This window comes from Lacrimispora struthionigena (assembly GCF_048627165.1).
Classification (GTDB): domain Bacteria; phylum Bacillota; class Clostridia; order Lachnospirales; family Lachnospiraceae; genus Lacrimispora.
This window is the reverse complement of the sequence record NZ_JBMBWP010000002.1, coordinates 2,936,594-2,960,721: the sequence shown is the minus strand read 5'-3', so window position 1 is coordinate 2,960,721 and position 24,128 is coordinate 2,936,594. Positions and strand designations below refer to the sequence as shown.

Below are 24,128 nucleotides of genomic sequence, written 5' to 3'. Positions count from 1 at the left end.
CAGAAATTAAGTTGATTTTTTTCGGATAAAAGTTGATTTTTTTATATATTTCCCCATCTCACTGCCGGAATCCTCACCGTAACCGCCGTTCCGACTCCGTACTCACTTTCAACGGTAAGTCCATACGCCTCACCAAAATTCAGCCGGATCCGCTCTGCCACATTGGCAATTCCAAAGCCTTCCCCTACATGAAAATCCGCTTTGCTGCCGCCGGCGATCTGATGCTCCATCTTTCTTACCTCGTCCGGTTTCATTCCAATTCCGTTATCCTCTACCTTTAAAAGAATATCTTCATTCTCCTGCCAGCCGCTGATCCGTAAGAATCCTTTTTTTCTGCAATTCTTTATTCCATGATAAAGTGCATTTTCCACAATGGGCTGCAGGGTAAGTTTTAATATGGAATAATCCCGGATCCGCTCTTCAAAATCAATCTCATAATCCATAATGTCCTCATAGCGGAAATGCTGGATTAAAAGATAACTTTTTATATGCTCTGCTTCCTCTTTAATCGTAATAAAATCCCGCCCGTTGTTCAAACCAATCCGTAAAAAAGAAGACAGTGCAGTAATCATCTCTACCACCTCCTGATGCTGCTTTCCCTCGGCCAGCCAGACAATGGTATCTAACGTATTATATAAAAAATGAGGATTGATCTGAGCCTGCAAAAGCTTTAGTTCTGTTTTCCTCTTTAACTCCTGTTCTTCCTTAATGTGTCGGATCAGCTCTCCAATCCGGATTACCATCTGGTCATACTGTTCCCCTAAAACCTTTATCTCCCTGATATTGCTTTTTGGTGCGCTGACTTCCAGGTTCCCGTCTGCCAGCTTCATGGTATATTCACACAGTTCCTCAATGGGTTTTGTAATTCTTTTTCCAAAGGATGAAAAGGAAGCAAGTAAAAATACAATGAGATAAGAAGCAATTACAATGCAAAGAGCAATGACCTGCCTTGTCTGGGTGTCAAGCTTCTGGCGTACAGACTCCAGGGTCTTTGTCTCATTATAGATATAGTCAGACATGGACTCCTGAATTAAATCAGTAATGGCATAGATATCCTGATCAAGACGTGCCATATTCCGGTCATAATCCCCGATAATGTTGCTGGTCTGAATATCCTCAATTCGTTTTTCCAGCATTCCGATTAAAACTACGATTCCATCCAGCCCCTTTTTGCTGGTTTCCTGTGGAGTGGTATCTTTCAGCTCCAAAAAGATCTTTTTGGAATTTTCCAGATCTTCATACGGGTTTAAGGATTCAAAGGTGTCTGCTCCGATAACAATCCGGTACATCTTATAATCAATGTTGGATTTAAAATCAAAATTAAACTCTGTTGCCATTGTAAGGTTACGTATACTCTGACGATACTGTTGATTCTGCCATTCCATGGTATATAGCAATATCCCAATCATAATGATGACCGGGATAAAGACGATTGCCTGCATGTTTTTTATTTTGGCTTTAATTGAATCACTTTTGTATTTCATTTTCTCCCCCTGACCGAAACGACTTCGGTGTGATTCCGTGAATCTTCTTAAACAGGTAACTGAAATAATGGGGATCCTTATATCCCACCTGATATCCGATTTCTGAAGTCCTCAAATCCGTTTTCAGCAGTAATTCCCTGGCAGCATCCATGCGTACTTTTGTCAGGTATTCCACAAATGTAATCTCCATCTCCTGGCTGAAAATGGTACTGAAATGATTGGGGCTGATATTTACCGCCGACGCCACAGCATTTAATGAAATATCTTCGTCCTGATAGTGGGCTCCTATATAATCCACTGCCTTTTCAAGAACCAGCCGGTACTTTTTCTGGGAACAGGTGGTTCGAAAACCAATGGCCTTTGCAAGAATCTCCCTGGTATACTTAACCGCGGATTCCATGGAGTTCACACAGGGCTGCATGGTCTTTGCATCTCCAAACTCCTTTAAAACCTGTTCCGGCTCAAAGCCAAGCTGAGAAACAAACCCGATAACTGCCAGATACACATCCATCAGGATGTACTGTCTGAAAATCAGTGAATTAATATTATTCCCGCAGGCCTCCATATATTCCTCAACGAAATACTTCACCTCAGGGACTGATCCGTTCTTTAAGAAGTTGGGAATAATGTCACGGCTTAACTTGGTGATATCAATTCCCTCCAGGCTGATACTTCCGGTATCGTTATGAATCCGCACCGCTGCCTCCGCCGTTAAAATCTGGTTGCGGTCCAACATATAACGGCAGGCATAAGCCCTGCTTGCTGCTTTAAAGGAAGTTCGGATCTCACTGAGTCTGCACACCGGAGTTCCGATCCCACCAAAATACTCCATCTCAGGAAATGATTCCGCCAGCCGTATGAGAATTTCCGAATAATATGATACCTTCCGCTCCATATCGGATTCTTCTCCCATAATCAGAAAGCCATATCCTTCCGAAAGCCGGTTAAATCCGATAATGTCGGCTCTTCCCTCCAGTTCTTCCTTCAGCCTCTTATCAAACAGCACATTCTCATCCGAGTACTGATCCTGGCTCTCCGCTCCTTTTGCCTGAAACAAAATGAGATTGTACATAGGGGCAGATAAAGAGAGATTGTGCTCCTGACCTTTTCGAAGCAGCTCAGAAAGTCCCAGCTTCCCAGATACGATAATATCAAATAACCGGTCCCGGTCCATCTGCTTTCGTTCTTCCTGCTGCTTTAAAAATTCCTGTTTGTATCCCTTCTCGCTTTTTTCCTGCATGATTGTCTCACTCATTCGTTCCAACGCTTCCAAAAGCTGGCTGCTGCTCACCGGCTTTAAGAGATAATCCGCAGCTCCAATCTTAATCGCCCGTTTGGCGTACTCAAAATCATCGTATCCGCTGAAAAACATAATATGTATATCCGGTAAAGCCCGTTTCGCCATCTCCGCCAGTTCCAGTCCATCCATAAAAGGCATCCGGATGTCCGTAAGCAGTATATCCGGCTTCGATTTTAATATCATTGGATAAGCCAACTCTCCATCCGGTGCTTCCCCGGCAAATTCAAACCCATATTTTTCCCAGGCAATTCCGTTCTTAATTCCTTCACGGACAATTTTTTCATCCTCTGCAAGAAATATCTTAACCATGTCTGATTCCCCCTGTCAGCCGCATTTCTATGATTCGATTATATAAAATCCTCTATGGAAATATAAGAGAATAATTTCCGCCCCTTCATTTTCATTCGTAAAAAAACATACCTCTCCCCATATAGTACCACAAAAAAAGAGATTCGTAACTCCCGGTTTTTCAGGAATTACAAATCTCTTTTAAAACACTTATTCTACGTCACTCCAAAGGCTCTTATTACCGTAATGTTCATCTAGCCCGCGGCTGAACCACCGTCCGTTGAGAACATTTTTAATCATTTTATCCTTAATCTCATCAGAAACACTGGTATCCTGATCCATGGCTTTCATAATATCCTGGTAGGTGGTTGTTACATCTTTTTCTTCAACAACTGCATCGGTTTGTGTCCCGTCAAATACCATGGACACTTTTTTATCCGGTTTCCAGCTGCTCCACGCTGCCAGCCCATCACCATTTGGATCTCCTGATTTTAAGAAGTTTGCCAGATAATTGTTGTACTGCTTCGCCATCGCCTGATAGCCTGCCTTACCAAATGCATCCGGGAAAAACTCAAGATAATTGTGTTTGGCAGAAAGCATGGGGACGAAGATGCCATGGAATGCACCATAGTCGCCCAAATCTTTAACTGAAGACTGATCGCTGCCGTAATTAACCTGACAGATATAAATATCAGACTGATAGTGCTCAGACATCTTCACCGCACTTTCCTGGGCATTAAAGATCCGGTACATATCACTTCCGTATTTGCTGGCAAATGCTTTCGCAGCCTTAATCTCATCCTCTGAATATCCTGCCATGTCATCACTCTTAAAATATCCGTCTCCCAGACAGAACATGGAAAACTCAGAGCTTCCGGTAAGCATCATGAGCGGAACGCTGTTATAATCTTCCGTATCAAATCCATTTTTCGGAATTACCACTCCATCCTCATAAAGATGGGGGAATACACTCATACGGATTGCTGCATTTCCCATAAGAGGCACCAGACGTTCTGCTGATAAGGAATAAAGGTATTCCTTCACATCAGCGGAATCTGTCATCAGCCACTGGTATGCAGCATTTTCATCTGCTGCTTTCTTATCCTCAACCGCTAGCGGTGCTATGGCTTTTGCAATCTTTTTTGCGCTTAAATCTTCTGAAGCTGTGGTCATACCTCCGCTGAAGGCAATGGCTTTCTGAAATTTGCCCTTAAACTGAGGACTGATCAGCATTGCCATAACATCACGGCCTCCTGCTGAAAACCCGGAAATAGTAATATTACCCGGATCTCCGCCGAACGCCTCAATGTTTTCCTTCACCCAGTCAAGAGCATAGGCAATGTCAAGCATGGCAAAGTTTCCGGTTCCATTGTCTCCGGCGGTTAATGCAGGCAGGCAGTTAAAGCCCAAAAGGCCGAGGCGGTAATCCACAGAAACATAAACGCAGTTATCATTCTTTACCAGATCAGCTCCGGGAATTTCCCCTGCCTTTCCAGTCTGATTATTGCCTCCGTGAATAAATACAAGCACAGGAAGCTTTTTACTTCCCTCTTTTGCATATACATCAAGTTTTAAACAGTCTTCACTTCCCTTTACCTCAGTGCCGGAAAGCTGAAGCGCAGGCTGTGATGCTTCGGTACAATTTAATTCCTCTGTCCAGGCAGCCGGCGCTGCTGGTGCCTGCCACCTTAATTCACCCACCGGTGCCTTTCCGTATGGAATTCCGTACCAGGTCAGGAGCTCCCCTTCCTGTACCCCTTTTACGGGGCCGTATGTGGTAGAAACCACTGTGGCCCCATCTTTTGTACTGTCTGACGAAACGGGTACTGCTTCCGTAGCTGCGGCCGTTGTTTCAGTTGTCGTCTGCAAAGCAGATGTTTCTGTCTTTGCCGCACTGCCACAACCAGCTGTCATAACCATGATCATTAAAACAAAACCTGCTGCCAAACCTCTTTTTTTCATATGAATAACTCCCCAGTTATATTAATCTAATACTTCTCCATTGGTTTCGATCACATTCTTATACCAGTCAAAAGATTTTTTCTTTTTTCTGGATAAATCCCCGGTTCCGTCATCGTATTTCTCAACATAGATGAAACCATAACGTTTTGCCATTTCTCCAGTGGAAGCGCTGACCAGATCAATGCACCCCCATGGCGTATATCCCATTAAATCCACACCGTCAGCAACTGCTTCACGCATCTGCTCGATATGTTTCTTTAAATAGCTGATTCTGTAATCATCCTCAATGCTTCCGTCTTCTTCCTTTTTATCATAGGCACCCAGACCGTTTTCCACAACCATAAGCGGTATCTCATAGCGGCCATAAAGCTCGTTTAATGTATAACGAAGGCCCTTGGGATCAATCTGCCAGCCCCAGTCACTTGCTTCCAGATAGGGATTCTTGGCTCCGCCCATTAAATTGCCGGAGGTTTTTTCTAGATCCGGATCAGCGGAAGCACAGTTGGACATATAGTAGCTGAATGTATAATAATCTACGCAGCCTTCTTTAATAACCTCCAAATCACCTGGTTCCATCTTAATTTCAAGACCATTCTCTTTGAAATATCGGTCCATGAACTTAGGATACTCACCACGCACCTGAACATCTCCGCAGAACTGATTTAAGATCTGGTTTCTTTTCTGAGCTTCTAAAATATCATCGGGATTACAGGTCATTGGATAGGTGGTAATGTGGCAGATCATACAGCCGATTTTACAGTCAGGATCAATCTCATGACCTGCCTTCACAGCAAGGGCACTGGCAACAAACTGATGATGCAGACCCTGGAAGCGAAGCTGAGGATTATCAACCTGATTGGTGAAATCAGTCGTTCCTTCATTTAAAATACCAAGAGAAAGGAAACCTCCCATAGGCATTGTTCCGGCATTAATTTCATTGAATGTCAGCCAGTACTTCACCTTTCCTTTATAACGCTTGAACAGCGTCTTGGCATATTTCACGAATAAATCTATGCACTCTCTGGAGGACCAGCCGTTGTATTTTTCTGTCAGTGCAAATGGCATCTCATAGTGAGAGATGGTAATGAGAGGCTCAATGTTATGGCTTCTGCATTCATCAATCACACGGTCATAGAAAGCAAGTCCTTCTTCGTTGGGAGTTTCCTCCATGCCTGTAGGAAAAATCCTGGTCCAGGCAATGGAGAAACGAAATACTTTAAATCCCATCTCTGCAAACAGAGCAATATCTTCTTTATAGTGATGATAAAAATCAATGGCTTCATGGCTTGGGTAGAAGGTGTCAGGCTCTAAGGTCCTTGTGATCCGCTTGGATCTTGTATGGGAACCTCCTGTACATACATCGGAAGCGGAAATTCCCTTCCCGTCTACATCCCAGGCACCCTCACACTGGTTGGCTGCTACTGCGCCTCCCCACAAAAAGTTATCAGAAAATACAGACATCTCACACCTCTTTCATTTATTAGACAATTGTTAATAAAGTTTCACCTGTTTTCACCTGTTTTTTATCGGTGGTCTTCAGGCTGACAAAGTTTACCATATTTGACACCAGAACCGGAGTGGTAACCGGGAAACCAGCTTCTTTAATTTTATTCATATCAAATTCCAGCAGCAGACTGCCTTTTTTTACTTTGTCTCCAGCCTTGCAGTGAAGAGTGAATCCTTCTCCCCCCAGCTGAACGGTATCAAGACCTACATGAATCAGAATTTCAACTCCTGTATCTGTGGTGATTCCCACTGCATGTTTGGAATCAACAACAGCACTGATGATTCCATCTGCAGGTGCATATACTTTTCCTTCAGAAGGTATAATTGCAAGACCTTCCCCTAAAACTCCGCCGGCAAATACTGCATCTTCTACCTGGCTTAACGGGATTATATCTCCGCTTAATGGGCTTGCCAGCTCAATTGTATCCACCAGTGTCCTCTTCTCCTGAACTGGAGTTTCGACGATTTCTTCCGGTGATTCTTCTTTTACTTCCGGTTTATAAAGAACTAAGGTCATAACAAAGGAAACAACCAGTGATATAACAAGAGTTACCACACCGTTTAATAAGTTTCCAAATCCTGTTCCGCCAATCATCTGAATTAAAGATAATCCGGATGGTGATCCTCCCATGGAATAAGCTACAAGATGCATGATTCCTGCATAAAGACCTGCGGCTCCGGCACCAATTACAGCAGCGATCATTGGAGTCTTATATTTTAATGTAACACCGTACATAGCGGGTTCTGTTACACCGGCTATAATAGCAGAAATACCTGACGCAGATGCTGTAGATTTTGCATCTTTGTCTTTCGTGCGTACAGCAACTGCTAAAGACGCACCGCCCTGTGCTAAGTTAGAACAGAACATGGTAATAATTAAGATTGCATCAAATCCCAAACTGGAAAGACCGGTTAATGCAATCGGAATTAATGCATAATGCATACCTGTCATAACGATAAACGGCATACCTGCAGAAAGTATCATAATTGCAAGCCAGCCTGCCTTACTGTATAATAAGTTAATACCAGAAGCCAGATAATTTCCAAGGATGCTTCCGATTGGTCCAACTACAATGAGAGCAATAGGAATGGTAATAAAAATGACAAGTAAGGGCTTTAAAAATACTTTGACCAGGCTTGGGCAGACTTTGTCTGCAAATCGCTCCACATAACCCATAATCGGTACAATCAGCAATACCGGCAGTACAGAAGAAGGATAAGAAGCTGCTGTTACCGGCAATCCAAAATATGTGGTATTTCCCTGTGCCAAAAGAGCTGTAATGTTTGGATGAATCATTAATGCAGCTACTACCATCGCAAGGTAAATATTAGAGCCAAGGCGTTTTGCCGTTGTCATTGCAAGCAATATTGGCATGTAGTAAAAGAATGCATCTCCTGCTGCATTTAGAATGACATAAGTGCTGCCTGTGCTGTCAATCAGACTAAACGTAGTAAGAAGTGTCAGAACCACCTTAATCATACCACAGCCAAGCATGGCAGGAAGAAGTGGTGTCATACAGCCTGCAATAAAGCCGGAAAGTCTTGAGAATAAATTTTCCTTGGAACCGCCTTCCGCTGAGCCTGTGCTTTCTTCAAAATGGCCCAGTTTTAACATCTCTTTGTAAACATTGCTGACTTCGTTTCCAATTACCACCTGATATTGTCCGCCCTGGCGAATAACACGAATGACTCCTGGAATTTTTTCAACTTCAGCATCCTTTGGTATTGCTGAATCTTTTAGTACAAACCGCAGACGTGTCATGCAGTGTGTCAGTCCTGATACGTTTTTCTCTCCGCCGACTTTATTTAATATTGTCTCTGCGGTTTTAGCATAATCTAATGCCATAAAATGATCCCCCTTTATAAGGTTATTTTTATTGTCTATCTGAAAAGGTGTCTGTGACGCCTCATCATTCAAAAAAGTTACAAAAAAAGACCCTGCTAAAAGCTGACTGCCTGATAATAATCCGCAGCCGCTTATGTGCAGGGTCCTGCCCAGACAATATAGTCCGGTAACAATCCCATCTTTCTGTTTTAACAGTGCTCTAAAAAACTAAGTTAGTTCTCTCGTCACTTTTTCTATATGAATCATCAGATACATCATCTCTTCCCGGTCCATCTCATAATAGTACCGGTCATGGATATAATCAGCTATTTTAACTATACAGTTGTATGATTTGCGGTATTTATTCTTCAAAAGCTGATACCACTCATCATCCGTAGATTCGTACTGCTTGTTTTGCAGCATACGCTGCGCAAAAAATCGAATGTGTGTTACGAAACGCCTGTAATCCCAGGTTTCCGTGTTTAGTTTAACCTGATAAGCAGCTTCCACAATATCCACTATATCACGGATAATGCCTGTAATTAATTCCAGATTGTCCGGCTCCTGCTTTTTGTTCTGTCCATAAACAAAATGAAATGCCAGAAACATGGCTTCATCTTCTTCCATGGAAATATTAAGCCTTCTTTGGATTAAATCAACCGCATACTGACCTACCTTAAATTCGCTGGGATAAAACCTCTTTCCTTCCCATAGCATGGCGTTTCGAAGGATAACTCCTTCTTTGTAACGGTCAACTGCACCTGCAATATGATCACAGATCGTCAGTATGATCCTGGAATCCAGCTGCATGCCAAACTCATTCTTTGCATAATCAGCAGTCTGTTCGCTGATCTCCCAATATTCCTGAGGAAGTTTTGCAAAATATTCTTCAAAATGACGAGCATCACGCTTATCATTCTGAATAAACACACGCTCTACCAGTTTGTGGTCCACTTCATCGCCTTTTTTCCTGCCAAAGCCGATTGCTTTCCCTTTCAGTATGATCTCTTTTCCCTCAGTATTATAAGCTAATACCATATTATTATTCAGAACCTTCTCTATCTTCATAAGCCCCTTCAGATAAAAAAAATAGACAAGCTATCAGGACCACTTACCACATTCTGTTAACATGTGATATCAACCCTGTAGATCTTGCCTGCCTTACCAGTCACAAACTACACATCTATTTTCTAGGTACAGTATATCATGGATACCTATGGAGATCTATATACAAATCTGATAAAATTCCTGTATGTTTTTGTCGAAAATGCACAATACAAGTATTCTGTATATAGCCGCACTCTATTATCAATCATACCATATTTTTTTATTCAAGTCTACTAATTTCCTGTTTTTTGAATTAAAATAATTATGCCGGCAATTAAAAATTTGGAGGAACTTTGATGATTGGAAAAGGATCAGACTGGTATAAAAATATATGGAGCCTGGATATAAAAAATCATTCATGGGTAGAGGATACAAAACAGCAGATTGATTTTATTATTAAAACATTAGACTTAAGAAAAGATCAACGAATCCTTGATCTGGCCTGTGGTTTTGGAAGGCATAGTCTGGAACTGTCAAGAAGAGGATTTCAGGTTGTCGGAGCTGATATTACCAAAGACTATATCACAGATGCAGAAGATACAGCAAAGAAAGAGGGTTTAAGCGCCCGGTTCATACTTTCAGATATTCGTGATCTTAAATTTAATCAGGAGTTTGATGTTGTATTAAACTTAGCAGACGGAGCCATTGGTTATCTGGAAAATGATAATGAAAATTTAAAGATTTTTGATGTGATAGCAGATGCTTTAAAACCTGGCGGAAAACACTTTATGGATCTGTGCAATGGGGAATATGCCAAATTACATTTTCCAGCCACCAGTTGGGAGGCAGGGGAGAATGCGCTTTCTCTATCCAGTTTTGAATGGAACGCGGAAAAGAAAATTATGCTTTATGGGGGTAAAACTATTTCTTATGGAGAACCCCTGGTTAAACCGGAAATCCTCCGCGGTGATACAATCCGGCTCTATTCCCATGACGAGCTGGATGAAATTTTAGAGGCCAGAAATATGACGATAATACAAACCTATTCCAATTATTATGGAAAACAAGAAACTTCAAAAGAGCTTCAACTAATGGTATATTCTATTAAATCATAAAAAAATCATCACAAAAACCGGAGACATGTACAAGTGAACAAAGTACATGTCTCCGGTTCTTTACATGTTATTTCAGCAGGTTTCATCCTCAGAATCCGTATCCTGCATTTTAACTTTTATCTCCTTACCATTATAAGAGAATGTTTTCGATTTTCCTGAAGAAGTATGAACCACACAGATCCGCCCGGATATGGATTGATCAAATACAAAGCTGCTTTCACCCACACACAACTCTTTCTCAGCATCGTTCCATGAAACTGAGATCAGGTTATACGTTCCGCTCTCGTATTCATACCCATCTCCTGCATCTTCATACAGTTCAAAAACTCCATCTTTTCCTTCATATATATGGAATTCAAATGGGGTATTTACCGATTCTAACGTATACTCAAGTCCCTGCTCCATGGGGATAATCCCACCCTCCCGTACAAACACCGGTATCCGGTCAAGAATGGTCTCCACTGTAACCCACTGCCCGCCTTCGTATTTCTCACCGGACTGAAAATCATACCAGCTTACTCCAGAGGGGAGATAGCATTCCCACTGCTTCTTTGTCTCTAAGCTGCGGTTTTCCGGTTTATAATACATGGGCTCTGTTACAGGGCAAATCAGCAGAGAGTCTCCATACATAAACTGGGAACCCAATTCACAGGCAGTTTCATCTTCCGGAAAGTCAAACAGAAGGCTTCGATACATGGTGTAATCATGAAGCGCCACCTTTCCTGCCAGCGAATAGGTGTATGGTAAAAGCTGATATCTCAGACGGATACATTTCTCCAGTGCATCATAAAACATAGTTCCAGGCTCTCCGAAATTCCAGATCTCTCTTGGAGTATCAGTTCCATGAGAACGAAACATAGGAAGAAATGTGCTAAACTGCATCCATCTGACGTAAAGCTCCCGGTACGCACCGTCTTCTACTCCCAGTTCATATCCGCCCTGCCAGAACCATTTTGGTTCCGGATCATTATGACAGCCGCAGCCACGCTTCTTCCAGTTGTCCTTTACCACAAAGAATCCGCCTGCGTCTAAAGTCCAGTAAGGGTGTCCGCTCATGCAAAAATTAAGCCCTTCCCGGATCTGCTTTTGAAATGTTTCCCATGTTGCACAGATGTCCCCTGACCAGAGTACCGTGCCATAAGCCTGTGAACCTGCATAGCCGGAACGGGTGAGATTTAATACTCGTTTATCCTCACAGCTGTTTCTTTGATTCTCATAGATTCCTCTGGCATGAACTGCACCGTACAGATTTGCTTCCCCTGGGTCTAAATATTTCTTATGTTCTTCTCCAACAATCAGATAACGCTCCCATGGCTCCTTTTTATAGCCGCCTCTCCAGTCAGGCCCGCTAAACGGCTCTGTGGAATCACACCACCACGCATCCACACCTGCCGAAAAAAGTTCCTGCTCAAGCTGTTTCCAATACATACTTCTACCTTCAGGGTTAAACGCATCATAGGTGGAGAAATCATTTAAAAGGAGATTCTCTTGTTTAAATTCCTCGTAATTTTCTCCATCAGAACTCATACTTGGCCATACAGAAACCATTACATGAACGTGTTTCCTGTGAAGCTCCTCTACCGCTGCCTGAAAATCCGGATAACGGGTTTTATCCAGAATCTTATTCCCCCATTTTCCATCCTCCCAGGTGTTCCAATCCTGTACTATTCCATCAATCGGAATTTTCCTTTTTCTATACTCATTTGCTACAGCAAGGAGTTCTTCCTGGGTATGATAGGCCTCTTTTGACTGAATGTATCCAAAAGACCACTTAGGCAGCATAGGGGCCTGACCGGTCAGCCTTCTGACCCCTGACATGATTTCATCCAGATTATTTCCCTGTATAATATAGTAGGAAAGCTGATCAATGGTATCAAAGTAGACGTAAGATCCCCGGTAATCATCATTGAACGTCATCAAAGAACCGCAGTCAAATAATATGCCGTAGCCCTGGTCTGATACGAGAAATGGGATCGGACTCCTCATGTTATGCTGATACAGATACTGAGTGGTTCCTCTATAATTATAGATACCTTCCTCTCCCTGCCCCAAACCGTGAATCCGTTCCTTTTCCTGCCATTTAAAATACAATTTTCCCCGGTAAGCAGTCCTCACCTTTTGAGAAACCAGATTATTTACAAAGTTTCTCTCTCCATCCACAGTTTTTACCCGTGAAACATCAACATTATCCCCATTTACTGTATAGCGAAAAACAGGAATCTCCTCCAGTTCCCTTCCAGGTTCTTCAAAAAGCAGCTTCCCCGTATCAGCAAGAGTCCAGCATACTGCCCCAGTTCTTATGTCAACCTTCACATTCATCCGCCCATTACCCAGCAGACAAACAGAATCCGTACTCTCGTAATTCAGTTTCCCCTGCTCCGGCAGCTCAATTCCAAGAGGGGAAGTCATCTGCTTTCGCCCATCTTTGCTGCAACTGCAATGGATAATGTCTGATGCAATATTCCGATAAGTCAGGGTAATTCCCCCCACCTCAATCACAACCGCCCCACTATATTTCTCTGACATAACCTTATCCTTTCACCGCTCCGGCCGTCATACCGGATACAATATATTTCTGTCCCAGCAAATATACCAGGATTACCGGAAGGCTGGTCAGCAGAATATCTGCGCAAACCAGATTCCAGTCTTTAAAATACATACCGAAAAAATTATATACGGACAATGTCATTGGCCATTTAGAAGAACTGCTTAAAAAATACAGCGGTGATACAAATTCATTCCAGGTATTTAAAAAGGTCAGCACAATCACCGTGGCAATCGCAGGCTTTAATAGTGGAAGAATGACTGATACAAACAGTCTCACCGGTGAGCATCCGTCAATTACGGCGGCTTCATCAAGTTCTGCCGGCAGCTTTGCCACAAACCCATGAATCAGAAATACTGAAAATGGCAGCTGCATTGCCGTATACAAAAGCACAATTCCAAGTCTTGTATTATTTAGTGTAAGAAACATCATAACTTTTGTCAATGCCACATAGTTAACCGGCATGGTAATTCCAAGCACCATGTAAAGATAGAGAAAACGGTTTAATTTGGAACGGTTTCTTGAAAATACATAAGAAGCCATTGATGCAAGTATGGTACACAGAAACACACTGACTACGGAATAGATGCAGCTGTTCATAAATGAGGTAAGAAGCTTTCCCTTTTCTATTACTACCAGAAAATTATTCCACTGTAGCGGAATTGCTGGAAACTTCAGATTCATCTCCGACGCTCCCAGACTGTCTTTAAACGAATTTAACAATATTAAAAGCATGGGAACAAGGCATATTGCTGTTATAATCCACGCCGCTGCATTTACTGCTGCAGCAGCGGCTTTCTTTTTTGCTTTCATTATTCCTGCACCTCGTCTTTCGTCATCAGACGGATCATAAAAAATCCGATAAACACCATAAATAAAAACATTACGGATGAAAGAGCCGTACCTATGGCATATTGACCAGTGCCGAATTTTTTAAATACTGCCGTATAAAGAACCTCTGTGGTAGCCTTACCCGGTCCACCATTTGTTAACGCATAGATCATATCAAAGACCTTAAGACCGTAGATTACATTTAAAACAGTGGTTGTCGCCAGAGTTGGTAAAAGCAGCGGCAGCGTGATGAACCGGAACTTCTGCCAGCCAGAGGCTCCATCGATACTGCACGCCTCATAATAATCCGAGGAGATAGACAGGATTCCGGCTATTAAAATTGTCATGATGTATCCCGTTCCGCGCCAGATATCCACTGCCATTACTGACTTGAATGCGTACGCGGGACTTGTAAGCCATGGTTTTGCAAGACCACCAAGACCGATCCCTTTAAAAAATGTGTTTAGCAACCCGGTTGACGGATTTAAAATAGAAGTAAAAATCATTCCCAGTATCAGGGTGGACAACACAGAGGGCATAAACATAACACCCCGGTGAAAATTCAAAAAGCGAATGGACTTTGTAAGCAGAACTGCAAGCGCAAGTCCCAGTATATTTTTTATAACAGTTGTTCCAAGAGTGAATACCAAAGTGTTTTTCATAATCTTTAGATAATTTCCGTCAGCGGAAAATACAGTCTTAAAATTTTCCAGCCCCACAAACTTCAGCTGGTCCGAATAAGATGACCAGTCTGTAAAAGAATAACCGATTCCAATCACTCCGGGAAGGACAAATAGCACCGAATACAGGAGCAATGCCCCAGCTGCAAACCACGTAGGATATATCTTTTTTCTATTCATTGTATTCACTCTCTTTCAACTGATCTTCCATGCTGTCATTTCCAGGCGGGATCCCCTGCTGCCTTTGCCTGCTGGGCTCTCACTTCATCAATGGATGCCAGAACTTCCTCCGGAGTCATTTCACCCACGATCATGGCAGACAAATTTGCTCCCATCTCACTCCACTGCGGATTTACATATTTTACAGCTGTCTGAATAACAGTACCCTTTTTATCATATCTGTTATAAAAATCCTGAATCGTATCCGTATACATGCTGGGGGCGTTGTTAAATGGCAGTTTGTTGAACTTACCTACGTTTTCAGTCAGGTACTTAAGATTTTCTTCCTTTGCAAGAAATTCTAAGTACTGCTGTGCTTCAGCTGCGTGCTTGGAACCGCTGAATATAAATCTTGCAGGACCTGCGGGGTTCACGTTTAATGTCTGATTGTCAGCCAGTGGAATTACGAAATAGCCAATGTCATCCACTGCAATCTCAGAATTAACCTTATTTACTTCAACTCCGAATCCCTGATTGGCCACTGTCATTGCATATTTGCCGGAGGCGATGTTTTTTGCTGAATCAGCATATGTATTGGACATGTAGTCTTCTCCCCAGTAGCCCTTGGCAACCATGTCATTTATCTGGTCCAAAATTGTCATCAGGGTAGCGTTTCCTTTGAAGGGCGCCTGGTTACTGTTCCATTTATCAACAATGCCAGGTTCTGCTGTTTCAGCCTCTACACCTGCCTCAGGCAGCCATAATGTATGATGCCATCCATCTGATACACACTCATAGATTGGAGTAATTCCTGCTGCCTTAATGGTATCGCACACTTTTTGGAAGCTTTCATAATCTTTAGGAATCTCCAGATTCAGCTTTTTGAAAATCTGTTTGTTATAACCGATAGCCCATACAGAAGATACGTCCTGTATCGGCTGACCATAAAGCTTACCGTCCACAGACAGCTGATCCGCCACCAGTGGTTCAACCTGGCTTCCCCATGAGGTTTTTGTTAAATCCACCGCATTTTTTTCCACATTAATCTGTGCTTTAATATCAAATTTACCGCTCTGTGCCCCAAAAATATCCGTGCACTCCCCGGTGTTTAACTTTGTCATAAGAAGATTCACATACTGATCCGATGGAATAATCTGATAATCAACCTTGATTCCTGTTTCCTGTGTGAATTTCTTGGACAGTTCAATTTCTGCATCCTGAATCCAGTCCTGGCTGGCCATAAAAGAAAGAGTCACTCCACCTTTTTCCGACGCAGCAGATGTCTTCGCTTCCCCAGACGTGCTTTCTCCTGCAGCCGTACTTTTCTGCGGAGCATTCTCCTCTTTTGAACAACCGGAAAATGAAAGGGCAGCGGCCAGAGCCAGACTGAATACAGCTAACTTTTTTAACTTCATAAAAAATACCTCCCCAAAATTAAATGTTGACTTTTATCATGTTATCTGTATTATATAGTGTAATATAGACATTTTTGAATGAACATTTTGATCTGTTTTCATGTATATTTTTAACCAACAGAAAAAACCGCAGGAAGGAAGGGCTTAAAATGACAGCGAATAAAACAAAAAATATTAAGAAACGCAGCATAATGTCAACACTTTTTCTTCCCTATACTGCTTTATTCATTGCAGTAATCCTGGCATTTACGGTCCACACAGTTTTTAGTGAAACCGGCAAGATAAAGGTAAATGCATTTTCTTCCCTACAGAATAATGCCGCTATGATTATGGGCAGCTTTGATTCCGTCATTCACGACCTTGATACTGTATCTCAGAATATCATTTATTCCAATCTGATTAAAGAAAAATTTGGTATCTATATCAATTATCAGGACAACACCTTAAGTTCAGATGAGATTTATGAAAACATTAATAATACCAAAATCCTGTTTGACCTGATTATCGCCATGATCGGTCCCAATTCTCCCGCCGATCAGACTTACCTTTATTCCCTTGATTATGGCAAATTTGGAGTAGGTCTTGATAATCATGCATCGAAGGAACGGGTGAGTGAAAAAGACTGGTGCAATAAGGTGGTTGAGGCAAAGGGGAAGAAATATATTTACTGTGATAAAGACGACACTCTTGGGCGCTTTTATTCGTATTCAGGTGATAATTATTTTGTATCACTCTGCCGCTTGTATTACAGCCCGCTCAATGTTCCACAGGGGATTGTAGAGGTCAAAAAATCCTTTAAAAGTATAACAAATACAGTAAATACGTTTAACAGCCCGTATCAGGAAGATGTATACATTTTTAGTCCGGAAGGGAAGACCATCTATACGACTGACAGCTCTGGCACACCAGACAGCTATTACAAATTGATACAGACCCAGCAAAGCAAACCCGCCAAAAGCCCGGGGGTAAATCCCATATATTTAAAATCCCAGAATAAATACATCATTTTTACTTCATCTGACTATACCGGTTTTACTACAGCACTTGTTATTGATAACCGTATGCTGATGCAGCCGGTCCATCAATACTTAAACACAGCTTTTATTCTTCTGTTTACCGTCATGCTCATAACCGTTATGGTGTCCTATTTGATTTCACGGAGAATTGCCACTCCGCTTTATAAGATCTATCATCAGGTACGGGCATTCCAGCTGACAGGGGAAGAAAAAGACACAACTGAATTTGAGGACATGGAAATTGGCATCACTGAAGTGAACACCTTATACCAGGCTCTGTTAAAAATGCAGAGACAGGCGAGGAAATCAATGGAACGGGAACTTCAGCTTCAAAACAGTGACATGCAATCCAGAATGCTGGCGCTGCAGGCGCAGATGAACCCTCATTTTCTTTACAATTCTCTTGCAACCATACAGGCAATGGCGGACGAAAACATGAACAGCGAGATTATTCTCATGTGTCAGACCATTTCAAGAATCCTGCGTTATATCTCTTCCGACAGCGAACAATTGGTTCTTTTAAAAGATGAACTTGATCATACCATTGATTATCTGGAATGCATGAAGGTGAGGTACTGTGACTCTCTTCAATTTGAATTTGACATACCGGAAAAAATGTATCAGATCCGGCTTCCAAAACTCTGCCTCCAGCTGATCGTGGAAAATGCCATCAAATATTCAACTAAATCAAGCCCACCATGGAGCGTGAAAATTCTTGGTATTATGACCAACACCTATTGGGAGCTGCAGATCCGGGACAATGGTCCTGGCTTTTCCAGTGAAGACCTGGAAAAACTGCAAAACCAGATAAACCTGATTGAGAAAAACGGGGTTCTGCCCAATCTGGAAATAGACGGGATGGGATTGATGAATATTTACATCCGTTTTAAAATCCTCTACCACGGCAATCATATATTTAGACTGAGCAACAATGTACCCCACGGAGCCATTGTTGTTATAGGAGGAATGATCCCTTGAAATATTCTGTTTTAATTGTTGAAGATGAAGCCTTAATTGCCAGAAATATAGCCAGAAGAATCGAACAGTTAAATCCCGCTTTTGAGGTGACAGCCATTGCAACCAATGGTCTGGAAGGACTTGATATGGCGAAAGAACATCTTCCCAATGTAATTTTCACAGACATACGGATGCCGGAGATGGATGGACTTGAGTTAGTACGAAATATACACGAAAAATTTCCGTTTATCTTATGTGTGATCATCAGCGGATATACAGATTTTGAATACGCAAAGGAAGCACTCCTGTACGAGGTGAGCAATTATTTACTGAAGCCAGTCAATTATGAGGAACTGGAAAAGACACTGGCTGCCCTGGAAACCAAGCTTCTGGCTGCCCAGGACCGGTTTGACTCCGTCACACTCCTTCATTCTTCAAACAGGGCAAAAGAAATCGTGGAATTGATAAAAGAATACATTCACAAGAATTATCAGACTCAGATCGATTTCACCACACTGGCTTCTGAATTTGGTTTTTCTGTGCCTTATTTAAGCAAAATATTTTTCAAATACACAGAGATTACACCTTCCAAATATTTAAGAAACTACAGACTGAATATTGCAAGACAGCTTCTGCGCAATCCAGATCTGTCCATTGCCGATATAAGCCAGCTGACCGGTTACCTTGACCCGTTTCATTTCAGTAAAACCTTTAAACATGTTTATGGGATCAGTCCCAGTGAGTACAGAAATGAATGATAAGGACCGCCGTTATTTTGGCATAACTTGGCTTGTTTCAATAAAAGATCTATAATAAGATTAATTTGATTAGGAGGAGTTTATGTTACAAGAAAGTAATCGCATAGAGGGTTGTAATGACCTCTTACGGGGGACTGATACAGGGTCAAAGCCGAGAAGATTTTTTTAGCTGCTCCAGTATGCCAAGAAATCGTGAATTAATGCGTGTATTCAAAGATGTAGGATTGGTGGAACAGCTCGGCTCCGGTATGAGCCGCATTCTCAAAGTATACGATAAGAGCATTTTTCAAATTTTAGAGCATTTCATTAAGGTTGTGTTTCCTTTTGCTGATGTGATTAATAAAAACAAGAATGTTCTTGGCGATGAATTTGGCGATGAATTTGGCGATGAAATTGGCGATGATGTAGTATTAAAACTAATCGCAGAGCAGCCGGCTATCACAGCAAAAGAACTCAGTCATAAGTCTTCTTTTAGCACACGAAAGATTAGCCGAATAGTTAAGGAGCTAAGAGAAAGCGGGAAAATCACAAGAGTTGGTTCTGACCGTAAAGGCTATTGGCAAATAAATAGATAATATAAAATTAACTTCTGGACGAGTTGTCCAGAAGTTAATTCACGTACACAAACAGGCATGTATTGTCCCACCTTGTTCATATGTTAGTAAGCATTTTGGGTGGATATTATTCTAATCTAAAATCTCCCGAATCATATCATAAAGTTTCACAACATCTGAAATCCTCGTAGCTCCCGTTTCTTTCTCAATAATCGAAGAATATACATGAGGAATGATGTGTTCCACTCCTGCATCAACCGCAATCTTTAAGATCTGGGAAAAATTATCAAGATCAATTCCTCCGGTTGGCTCCAGTCCGAATCCGCTCTCTGCACAGGCTGTGGCAACCGCCTCAAACTCCTCTTTTACCTTAAGTCCGCCCATGGGAAAATACTTTAAGGAATCGGCTCCCTGCTCCTTTGCCATTGCAATTGCAGTTTTAACCGGAACGATTGCCGGCTCCATATCCTTACAAAGCGGACCAGTTGAGATTTTAACATAACCCACTTTACCGCAGGGTGCAACCATGGAATTTAAAAATGGTCCCTCACCTGTTTTGGCTCTGGTATATCCGCCTGCCGTAAAGGTCTGGTTGATATGTTTTGGCTTAATCTGTCCGGATATATCCGCAACTGCTTTCCATTGTCCGGGATTTCCCGCACCCAGGCCAACGGAAATATTATTGTCTACTGCTTCCTGATATCGTTTCATATCCTCCACTGCTTGTTCCACATCCGGATAATTTGCCGACAAAATCCCGACTGCAACATGACCCTTGGCAGCCTCATAAATTGCCTTAGCATTATCAACGGAATTGGTCAGGCAGTTTAAGCAGACTCTTCCTTTGTAAAAATTTAATCCTTCCATCTTTTATTTCCCTCCATTTGCTGATTTGTGAATCTCTTTAAGCCTCTGTTCAATGATTTCCAGTTCTTTCTCACTGTTTAAAGGCCTGGGATCAATTGCGATGGAACCGATATTTGCCTGATAATCTCTGGTAAAGATGGCTACATCTCCCCGTTGCAGCTCTCTTACCACGTCTTTGGCATTCATCCCGTATTGCTGGGGATTAAAATCAATTTTACAGCGGAATATATCTCTTCCTGCCTCATCCTTAATAATTGATGTTTTGCAGCCTGGTATCTCCCCTACACATGCTGCAAACCGTTCCAGCTCTTCTTTGGAGACAGGGCTTGTCTTTCCCCCGGCAATGTATTCTTCCACTGCCGTTACAAGCCCCATGGTGCACTCTTTCCCCACCTTCATGGCCCTGCCGATGCCTTTGTACTGGAGTCTCATGTTGTCTGCCAGTTCTTTTGTCTTACACGCAACAAAACCGCTGGTCGGGCCTTCAATGGCTTTTGCACCGCTGTAGCATACAAAGTCCGCCCCCATGGCTGCATAGATGTTTAAATCTTCTTCTGCTGCCGCATCCACGATACATGGAATCCCAAGACGTTCTGCCAGCTCAATCACAGATCTGGCTTCTGGCATTTCCTTTTGAACGCAGTGATGGGATTTGACAAAAAGAATTGCCAGCGTATCCTTTGTTACTGCCTGCTCAATATCTTCTACAGAAGCTCCGTTGGCATATCCTGCTTCGACGATTTTCCCTCCGGCAATCTGTACCATCTCTGCAACCGGTGCCCCAAAGTCCACGTTATGCCCTTTTAAAATAATAACTTCCCTTTTCGTAACAGAAGGCAGAAGGTCATAAAGGTGCTTTACTTTCTGTAAATTTCCTCCGCAGATTAAAGAAGCAACTGCCAGTGCGATTCCGGCAGAGGCGCTGGAGGTAACACAGGCATCAGCAGTTCCGACAAGCTCTCCGATTCTCCTGCCTGCATAGACATAGAGATCGTCAATTACCACATAGTTGCCGGCTGCCTCCACCAGTGTTTCCCCCACACCTTTCGATATGGTGGAAACACCCAGCTTTGTCATTCTTCCGGAAGCATTAATCACGGCCTGAAGACCGCTTTTACTGTATATGTTTTCCATGATTACTCCTTAAGACCATTACAGAATTCCAAGCAGAGAAGTAATGACAGATACTGCCACGACTGTAAGCAGGATTCTGTTGTAATACGGTCCTTTCTTTCTAAGATAAAAATAGATGATAAACACGGCTGCCAGAGGAAGAAGACCTGGTGCTACCGTATTCAGTATGTCCTGTACCACAATCTGCGTTCCGCTGGAAAAACCAAACTTCAAAGGTGTTGATATGGTGACGTAGCTTGCGGATAATGCCCCCATCATGGTAAGGCCGATGACATTTGCTGTAAAAATAATGGATTTCATCTTACCGCCATGAAGCAGTGATACCACAGACTTTTTGCCTAATGTGTAGCCATTATGAATCAGCCAGTAAGCAATTGCAATGGTAATGGCCGGATACAGGATCAGAGGCATAATACCTCCCAGTGCAGAACCGCTGCTTGCAAAAGGTAAAAAGATAGAAATGATAATCGGCATAATTGCTGCCCATACAATTGCATCTCCCATTCCTGCAAGCGGTCCCATCAGTCCGGTTTTAATACCAGTAATTGCCTCGTCTGTTACATTCTCTCCATTGGCCTTTTGTTCTTCCATGGAAATGGCAATTCCCTGAATGATGGCTCCGAAGATTCCTTCCGTGTTAAAGAAAACCAGGTGACGTTTTAAGGCTGCACTCAGTTCCTCATCGGTATCATAAAGCTTCTTTAAAACCGGTGTCATGGACGCACAGAATACAAGACTCTGCAGACGTTCATAGGAATTGGAAAGTTCTGCGCCGGCATAATAGATCCACATGGATTTGGTAATATCTTTTTTATTCAGTTTTTTTACCTGTGTCTGCTCTCCCATCTTAAATCGCCTCCTCCTTTAACTGGAATAAACCTAACAACAATGCAACGCAGGTTGCAAAAATTGCTACAGCCATCGTATCAAGTTTTAAGTACATAACTGCGAAAAATCCTGTTATAAAGAACGGTATCAGTGACTTCTTTCCGATTACGGATAAGGTAATGGCAAAACCAAGAGCCGGAAGAATTCCTCCCATGATTTCAAAGGAATGCATCAGCCACTGAGGAAGAATTGCGATCAGCTTTTCTACAGCTGTTACACCAAAAAAGTCAATTGCAAAAACGATTGGAAAACGAATTACCAGTCCTGCGATAGCCGGGTAAAGAAACGCTGCCCTTAAAATCCCTTTTGTATCTGCTTTTTCCGCATAGCGGTCTGCCATATGAACCCAGACTGCATTGGTACTTCTTCTTAACTGATCCACAAATACTCCAATGACTCCAAATGGAATTGCAAGAGCAATGGCAACCTCAGGAGACATATTGGACATTACTCCAAGAGGAATTGCAATACATCCTGCAAGAGCAGGATCACTTGGCACATTGCCGCCGGGAGTGGATGTAACCCCTAAATAAACCAGCTGAAGTCCTGCACCAATCTTCATGGCCAGAGGCATGTTTCCCGTAAGAAGCCCTACAAAAACACCAATGACAACTGGCTGAAGAAGCATGGAAGAAAAGGTATATCCAAATCTCAGACGGCAGAACCAATAATAAAACCCCATACATACAGCTAACATCAACACACTCATATCATACTCTCCTTAGTTATTGTATTTTTTTAAAATGGTGTGAAAATCCTGCGGTACATCTTCCGGAATTGTCTGGAAGATAATATTTACTCCTGCCTCCTGTAACGAAATCAACTTTTCCACATCTGCATCATCTAAAGTGATATTCTGAAATACCACTTTACGGTTAGGAGCTCCCCCCAGCCCTCCTACCTGAATATCAGTGACCTTAATTCCACCTTCATATACTTCCTTCATGCTTGCTAAATCCGGAAGCAGTAAAAGTACCCGGCCGCTGCCAAACTGGTCTTCATTCCATTTCTTTACTGCGTCTGCTCTGCTTAAACACTCTACCTTAACCCCCGCTGGTGCAGACATTAAGTAGATCTCAAGCATAAATTCATCCGCAGCCAGACTGTCGCTTACTACAACAATCCGATTGGCCTGTGATTGATTCACCCATTTGGTCATAACCTGTCCATGAATCAGTCTGCTGTCAATTCTGCATAATACAATCTCTGCCATTTTAACTCTCCTTTTTTTCCATTGACTTAGTGACCTCACCGATCACATCAATGATTGATGACTGCCCCTGCTGCAAAACTACATCAAAGTTACAATCTCCGGTGTACTGGATCTGGGTACAGGCTTCAATCATGAGCGGCGCATTCAGTCCCGAAACCACCTTAATATTCCGCTCCCGTCCGATTCTAGCACCTGCATTGGTGGTTGTCCCGCCAAATACATCCGTAAAAATCAGGGACTTCTCCGGCATCCCGGCTGCATATTCATCCACCTTGGCGTAATACTCTGCAAACGTAACCTCCGGCAAAAGCGGGATCTCATGAACAAAATCAACGCTTCCCATAATCATTTTCAGACTTTCCGTCAGCGCCTTTCCCCAGCCTCCGTGAGTCAAGAGCAAAATCTGCGGTTTCTCCATCTCGTACCTCCTCATTTATCTGTTTTGTATATCCTTTCGTCATCCGAATTGTAGCATACTACATTTTTCATGTCAATAATGTATTTATATTATTTTCACAGTTTTAATTATGTATTTTGCTACTTTTTTGTAATTATAACTTTTTTAATCAAGGAATATTGAATTA

At 42.3% G+C, this 24,128-nt stretch carries 20 protein-coding genes; 4 read left to right on the top strand and 16 right to left on the bottom strand.

Annotation, left to right across the window (positions count from 1 at the left end; genetic code table 11):
* Positions 1 to 41: 41 nt before the first annotated feature.
* From ACOAOT_RS22855 to licT, 6 genes are all read right to left on the bottom strand, one after another.
* On the bottom strand, positions 42 to 1,484 hold the full coding sequence (locus ACOAOT_RS22855; RefSeq protein WP_420219048.1) for a sensor histidine kinase: 1,443 nt from the start codon (positions 1,482 to 1,484) through the stop codon (positions 42 to 44).
* A complete protein-coding gene (locus tag ACOAOT_RS22850; protein ID WP_420219047.1) occupies positions 1,468 to 3,093 on the bottom strand; it encodes a response regulator transcription factor in 1,626 nt (541 codons plus the stop codon). Before ACOAOT_RS22850 ends, ACOAOT_RS22855 begins: the two co-directional genes overlap by 17 nt.
* 189 nt (positions 3,094 to 3,282) lie before the next feature.
* The gene (locus tag ACOAOT_RS22845; RefSeq protein ID WP_420219046.1) at positions 3,283 to 5,034 is read right to left on the bottom strand and encodes a carboxylesterase family protein; all 1,752 of its coding nucleotides are present in this window, start codon (positions 5,032 to 5,034) and stop codon (positions 3,283 to 3,285) included.
* Between the two features lie 21 nt (positions 5,035 to 5,055).
* Positions 5,056 to 6,495 (bottom strand): glycoside hydrolase family 1 protein, encoded by a 1,440-nt coding sequence (locus ACOAOT_RS22840; protein ID WP_420219045.1) that lies wholly within the window; start codon positions 6,493 to 6,495, stop codon positions 5,056 to 5,058.
* 19 nt (positions 6,496 to 6,514) lie between these two features.
* The gene (locus ACOAOT_RS22835) at positions 6,515 to 8,386 is read right to left on the bottom strand and encodes a beta-glucoside-specific PTS transporter subunit IIABC (RefSeq protein WP_420219044.1); all 1,872 of its coding nucleotides are present in this window, start codon (positions 8,384 to 8,386) and stop codon (positions 6,515 to 6,517) included.
* Positions 8,387 to 8,593: 207 nt separating this feature from the next.
* Positions 8,594 to 9,433: a BglG family transcription antiterminator LicT gene (gene licT / locus ACOAOT_RS22830; RefSeq protein ID WP_420219043.1), complete on the bottom strand. Its 840-nt coding sequence runs from the start codon at positions 9,431 to 9,433 to the stop codon at positions 8,594 to 8,596.
* A gap of 335 nt (positions 9,434 to 9,768) precedes the next feature.
* Here licT and ACOAOT_RS22825 point away from each other — a divergent pair, with 335 nt between their 5' ends.
* Positions 9,769 to 10,527 (top strand): class I SAM-dependent methyltransferase, encoded by a 759-nt coding sequence (locus tag ACOAOT_RS22825; protein WP_420219042.1) that lies wholly within the window; start codon positions 9,769 to 9,771, stop codon positions 10,525 to 10,527.
* A 72-nt stretch (positions 10,528 to 10,599) separates the two neighbouring features.
* Here ACOAOT_RS22825 and ACOAOT_RS22820 read toward each other — a convergent pair whose 3' ends face one another.
* The 4 genes from ACOAOT_RS22820 to ACOAOT_RS22805 are packed head-to-tail and all read right to left on the bottom strand — an operon-like array spanning position 10,600 to position 16,157.
* The gene (locus ACOAOT_RS22820) at positions 10,600 to 13,053 is read right to left on the bottom strand and encodes a glycoside hydrolase family 31 protein (RefSeq protein WP_420219041.1); all 2,454 of its coding nucleotides are present in this window, start codon (positions 13,051 to 13,053) and stop codon (positions 10,600 to 10,602) included.
* A 4-nt stretch (positions 13,054 to 13,057) separates the two neighbouring features.
* Entirely contained in the window at positions 13,058 to 13,885 is an 828-nt protein-coding gene (locus ACOAOT_RS22815; protein ID WP_420219040.1) for a carbohydrate ABC transporter permease, read from the bottom strand.
* On the bottom strand, positions 13,885 to 14,763 hold the full coding sequence (locus ACOAOT_RS22810; RefSeq protein ID WP_349674081.1) for a carbohydrate ABC transporter permease: 879 nt from the start codon (positions 14,761 to 14,763) through the stop codon (positions 13,885 to 13,887). Before ACOAOT_RS22810 ends, ACOAOT_RS22815 begins: the two co-directional genes overlap by 1 nt.
* Before the next feature lie 35 nt (positions 14,764 to 14,798).
* The gene (locus tag ACOAOT_RS22805; protein ID WP_420219039.1) at positions 14,799 to 16,157 is read right to left on the bottom strand and encodes an ABC transporter substrate-binding protein; all 1,359 of its coding nucleotides are present in this window, start codon (positions 16,155 to 16,157) and stop codon (positions 14,799 to 14,801) included.
* Between the two features lie 149 nt (positions 16,158 to 16,306).
* Here ACOAOT_RS22805 and ACOAOT_RS22800 point away from each other — a divergent pair, with 149 nt between their 5' ends.
* The 3 genes from ACOAOT_RS22800 to ACOAOT_RS22790 all read left to right on the top strand — a co-directional run bounded on the left by ACOAOT_RS22800 (position 16,307) and on the right by ACOAOT_RS22790 (position 19,463).
* Positions 16,307 to 18,151, top strand: coding sequence for a sensor histidine kinase (locus tag ACOAOT_RS22800; protein WP_420219038.1), 1,845 nt, complete (start codon positions 16,307 to 16,309; stop codon positions 18,149 to 18,151).
* Complete coding sequence (locus ACOAOT_RS22795; RefSeq protein WP_420219037.1) at positions 18,148 to 18,888, top strand: response regulator transcription factor; 741 nt, start codon at positions 18,148 to 18,150, stop codon at positions 18,886 to 18,888. The genes ACOAOT_RS22800 and ACOAOT_RS22795 overlap by 4 nt, the downstream gene beginning before the upstream one ends.
* A 116-nt stretch (positions 18,889 to 19,004) precedes the next feature.
* The gene (locus tag ACOAOT_RS22790) at positions 19,005 to 19,463 is read left to right on the top strand and encodes an ATP-binding protein (RefSeq protein WP_420219036.1); all 459 of its coding nucleotides are present in this window, start codon (positions 19,005 to 19,007) and stop codon (positions 19,461 to 19,463) included.
* 111 nt (positions 19,464 to 19,574) lie between these two features.
* On the opposite strand, the gene dagF is transcribed toward ACOAOT_RS22790, so the two are convergent.
* From dagF to ACOAOT_RS22760, 6 genes are read right to left on the bottom strand one after another with little or no spacing between them, the layout of a single operon-like run.
* The gene (gene dagF / locus ACOAOT_RS22785) at positions 19,575 to 20,309 is read right to left on the bottom strand and encodes a 2-dehydro-3-deoxy-phosphogluconate aldolase (protein ID WP_420219035.1); all 735 of its coding nucleotides are present in this window, start codon (positions 20,307 to 20,309) and stop codon (positions 19,575 to 19,577) included.
* A 3-nt stretch (positions 20,310 to 20,312) separates the two neighbouring features.
* Positions 20,313 to 21,443 carry a DgaE family pyridoxal phosphate-dependent ammonia lyase gene (locus ACOAOT_RS22780; protein WP_420219034.1) on the bottom strand — a complete coding sequence of 377 codons (1,131 nt, stop codon included), beginning with the start codon at positions 21,441 to 21,443 and terminating at the stop codon, positions 20,313 to 20,315.
* Between the two features lie 18 nt (positions 21,444 to 21,461).
* Positions 21,462 to 22,289, bottom strand: a complete 828-nt coding sequence (locus ACOAOT_RS22775) for a PTS system mannose/fructose/sorbose family transporter subunit IID (RefSeq protein ID WP_104437840.1) — start codon at positions 22,287 to 22,289, stop codon at positions 21,462 to 21,464.
* Between the two features lies 1 nt (position 22,290).
* Positions 22,291 to 23,040 (bottom strand): PTS mannose/fructose/sorbose/N-acetylgalactosamine transporter subunit IIC, encoded by a 750-nt coding sequence (locus ACOAOT_RS22770; RefSeq protein WP_420219033.1) that lies wholly within the window; start codon positions 23,038 to 23,040, stop codon positions 22,291 to 22,293.
* Positions 23,041 to 23,052: 12 nt separating this feature from the next.
* A complete protein-coding gene (locus ACOAOT_RS22765) occupies positions 23,053 to 23,544 on the bottom strand; it encodes a PTS sugar transporter subunit IIB (protein ID WP_349668323.1) in 492 nt (163 codons plus the stop codon).
* 1 nt (position 23,545) lies between these two features.
* Positions 23,546 to 23,962, bottom strand: a complete 417-nt coding sequence (locus ACOAOT_RS22760; protein ID WP_420219032.1) for a PTS sugar transporter subunit IIA — start codon at positions 23,960 to 23,962, stop codon at positions 23,546 to 23,548.
* Between the last annotated feature and the right edge of the window lie 166 nt (positions 23,963 to 24,128).

Bases quoted from the DNA above. Each gene is read 5' to 3' on its own strand.
- ACOAOT_RS22810 (WP_349674081.1), bottom strand. From the start codon at position 14,763: ATGAATAGAAAAAAGATATATCCTACGTGGTTTGCAGCTGGGGCATTG.
- ACOAOT_RS22840 (WP_420219045.1), bottom strand. From the start codon at position 6,495: ATGTCTGTATTTTCTGATAACTTTTTGTGGGGAGGCGCAGTAGCAGCC.
- licT (WP_420219043.1), bottom strand. From the start codon at position 9,433: ATGAAGATAGAGAAGGTTCTGAATAATAATATGGTATTAGCTTATAAT.
- ACOAOT_RS22765 (WP_349668323.1), bottom strand. From the start codon at position 23,544: ATGGCAGAGATTGTATTATGCAGAATTGACAGCAGACTGATTCATGGA.
- ACOAOT_RS22800 (WP_420219038.1), top strand. From the start codon at position 16,307: ATGACAGCGAATAAAACAAAAAATATTAAGAAACGCAGCATAATGTCA.
- ACOAOT_RS22760 (WP_420219032.1), bottom strand. From the start codon at position 23,962: ATGGAGAAACCGCAGATTTTGCTCTTGACTCACGGAGGCTGGGGAAAG.
- ACOAOT_RS22815 (WP_420219040.1), bottom strand. From the start codon at position 13,885: ATGAAAGCAAAAAAGAAAGCCGCTGCTGCAGCAGTAAATGCAGCGGCG.
- ACOAOT_RS22825 (WP_420219042.1), top strand. From the start codon at position 9,769: ATGATTGGAAAAGGATCAGACTGGTATAAAAATATATGGAGCCTGGAT.
- ACOAOT_RS22775 (WP_104437840.1), bottom strand. From the start codon at position 22,289: ATGGGAGAGCAGACACAGGTAAAAAAACTGAATAAAAAAGATATTACC.
- ACOAOT_RS22790 (WP_420219036.1), top strand. From the start codon at position 19,005: ATGACCTCTTACGGGGGACTGATACAGGGTCAAAGCCGAGAAGATTTT.
- ACOAOT_RS22820 (WP_420219041.1), bottom strand. From the start codon at position 13,053: ATGTCAGAGAAATATAGTGGGGCGGTTGTGATTGAGGTGGGGGGAATT.
- ACOAOT_RS22845 (WP_420219046.1), bottom strand. From the start codon at position 5,034: ATGAAAAAAAGAGGTTTGGCAGCAGGTTTTGTTTTAATGATCATGGTT.
- ACOAOT_RS22835 (WP_420219044.1), bottom strand. From the start codon at position 8,386: ATGGCATTAGATTATGCTAAAACCGCAGAGACAATATTAAATAAAGTC.
- ACOAOT_RS22855 (WP_420219048.1), bottom strand. From the start codon at position 1,484: ATGAAATACAAAAGTGATTCAATTAAAGCCAAAATAAAAAACATGCAG.
- ACOAOT_RS22850 (WP_420219047.1), bottom strand. From the start codon at position 3,093: ATGGTTAAGATATTTCTTGCAGAGGATGAAAAAATTGTCCGTGAAGGA.
- ACOAOT_RS22770 (WP_420219033.1), bottom strand. From the start codon at position 23,040: ATGAGTGTGTTGATGTTAGCTGTATGTATGGGGTTTTATTATTGGTTC.
- ACOAOT_RS22780 (WP_420219034.1), bottom strand. From the start codon at position 21,443: ATGGAAAACATATACAGTAAAAGCGGTCTTCAGGCCGTGATTAATGCT.
- dagF (WP_420219035.1), bottom strand. From the start codon at position 20,309: ATGGAAGGATTAAATTTTTACAAAGGAAGAGTCTGCTTAAACTGCCTG.
- ACOAOT_RS22805 (WP_420219039.1), bottom strand. From the start codon at position 16,157: ATGAAGTTAAAAAAGTTAGCTGTATTCAGTCTGGCTCTGGCCGCTGCC.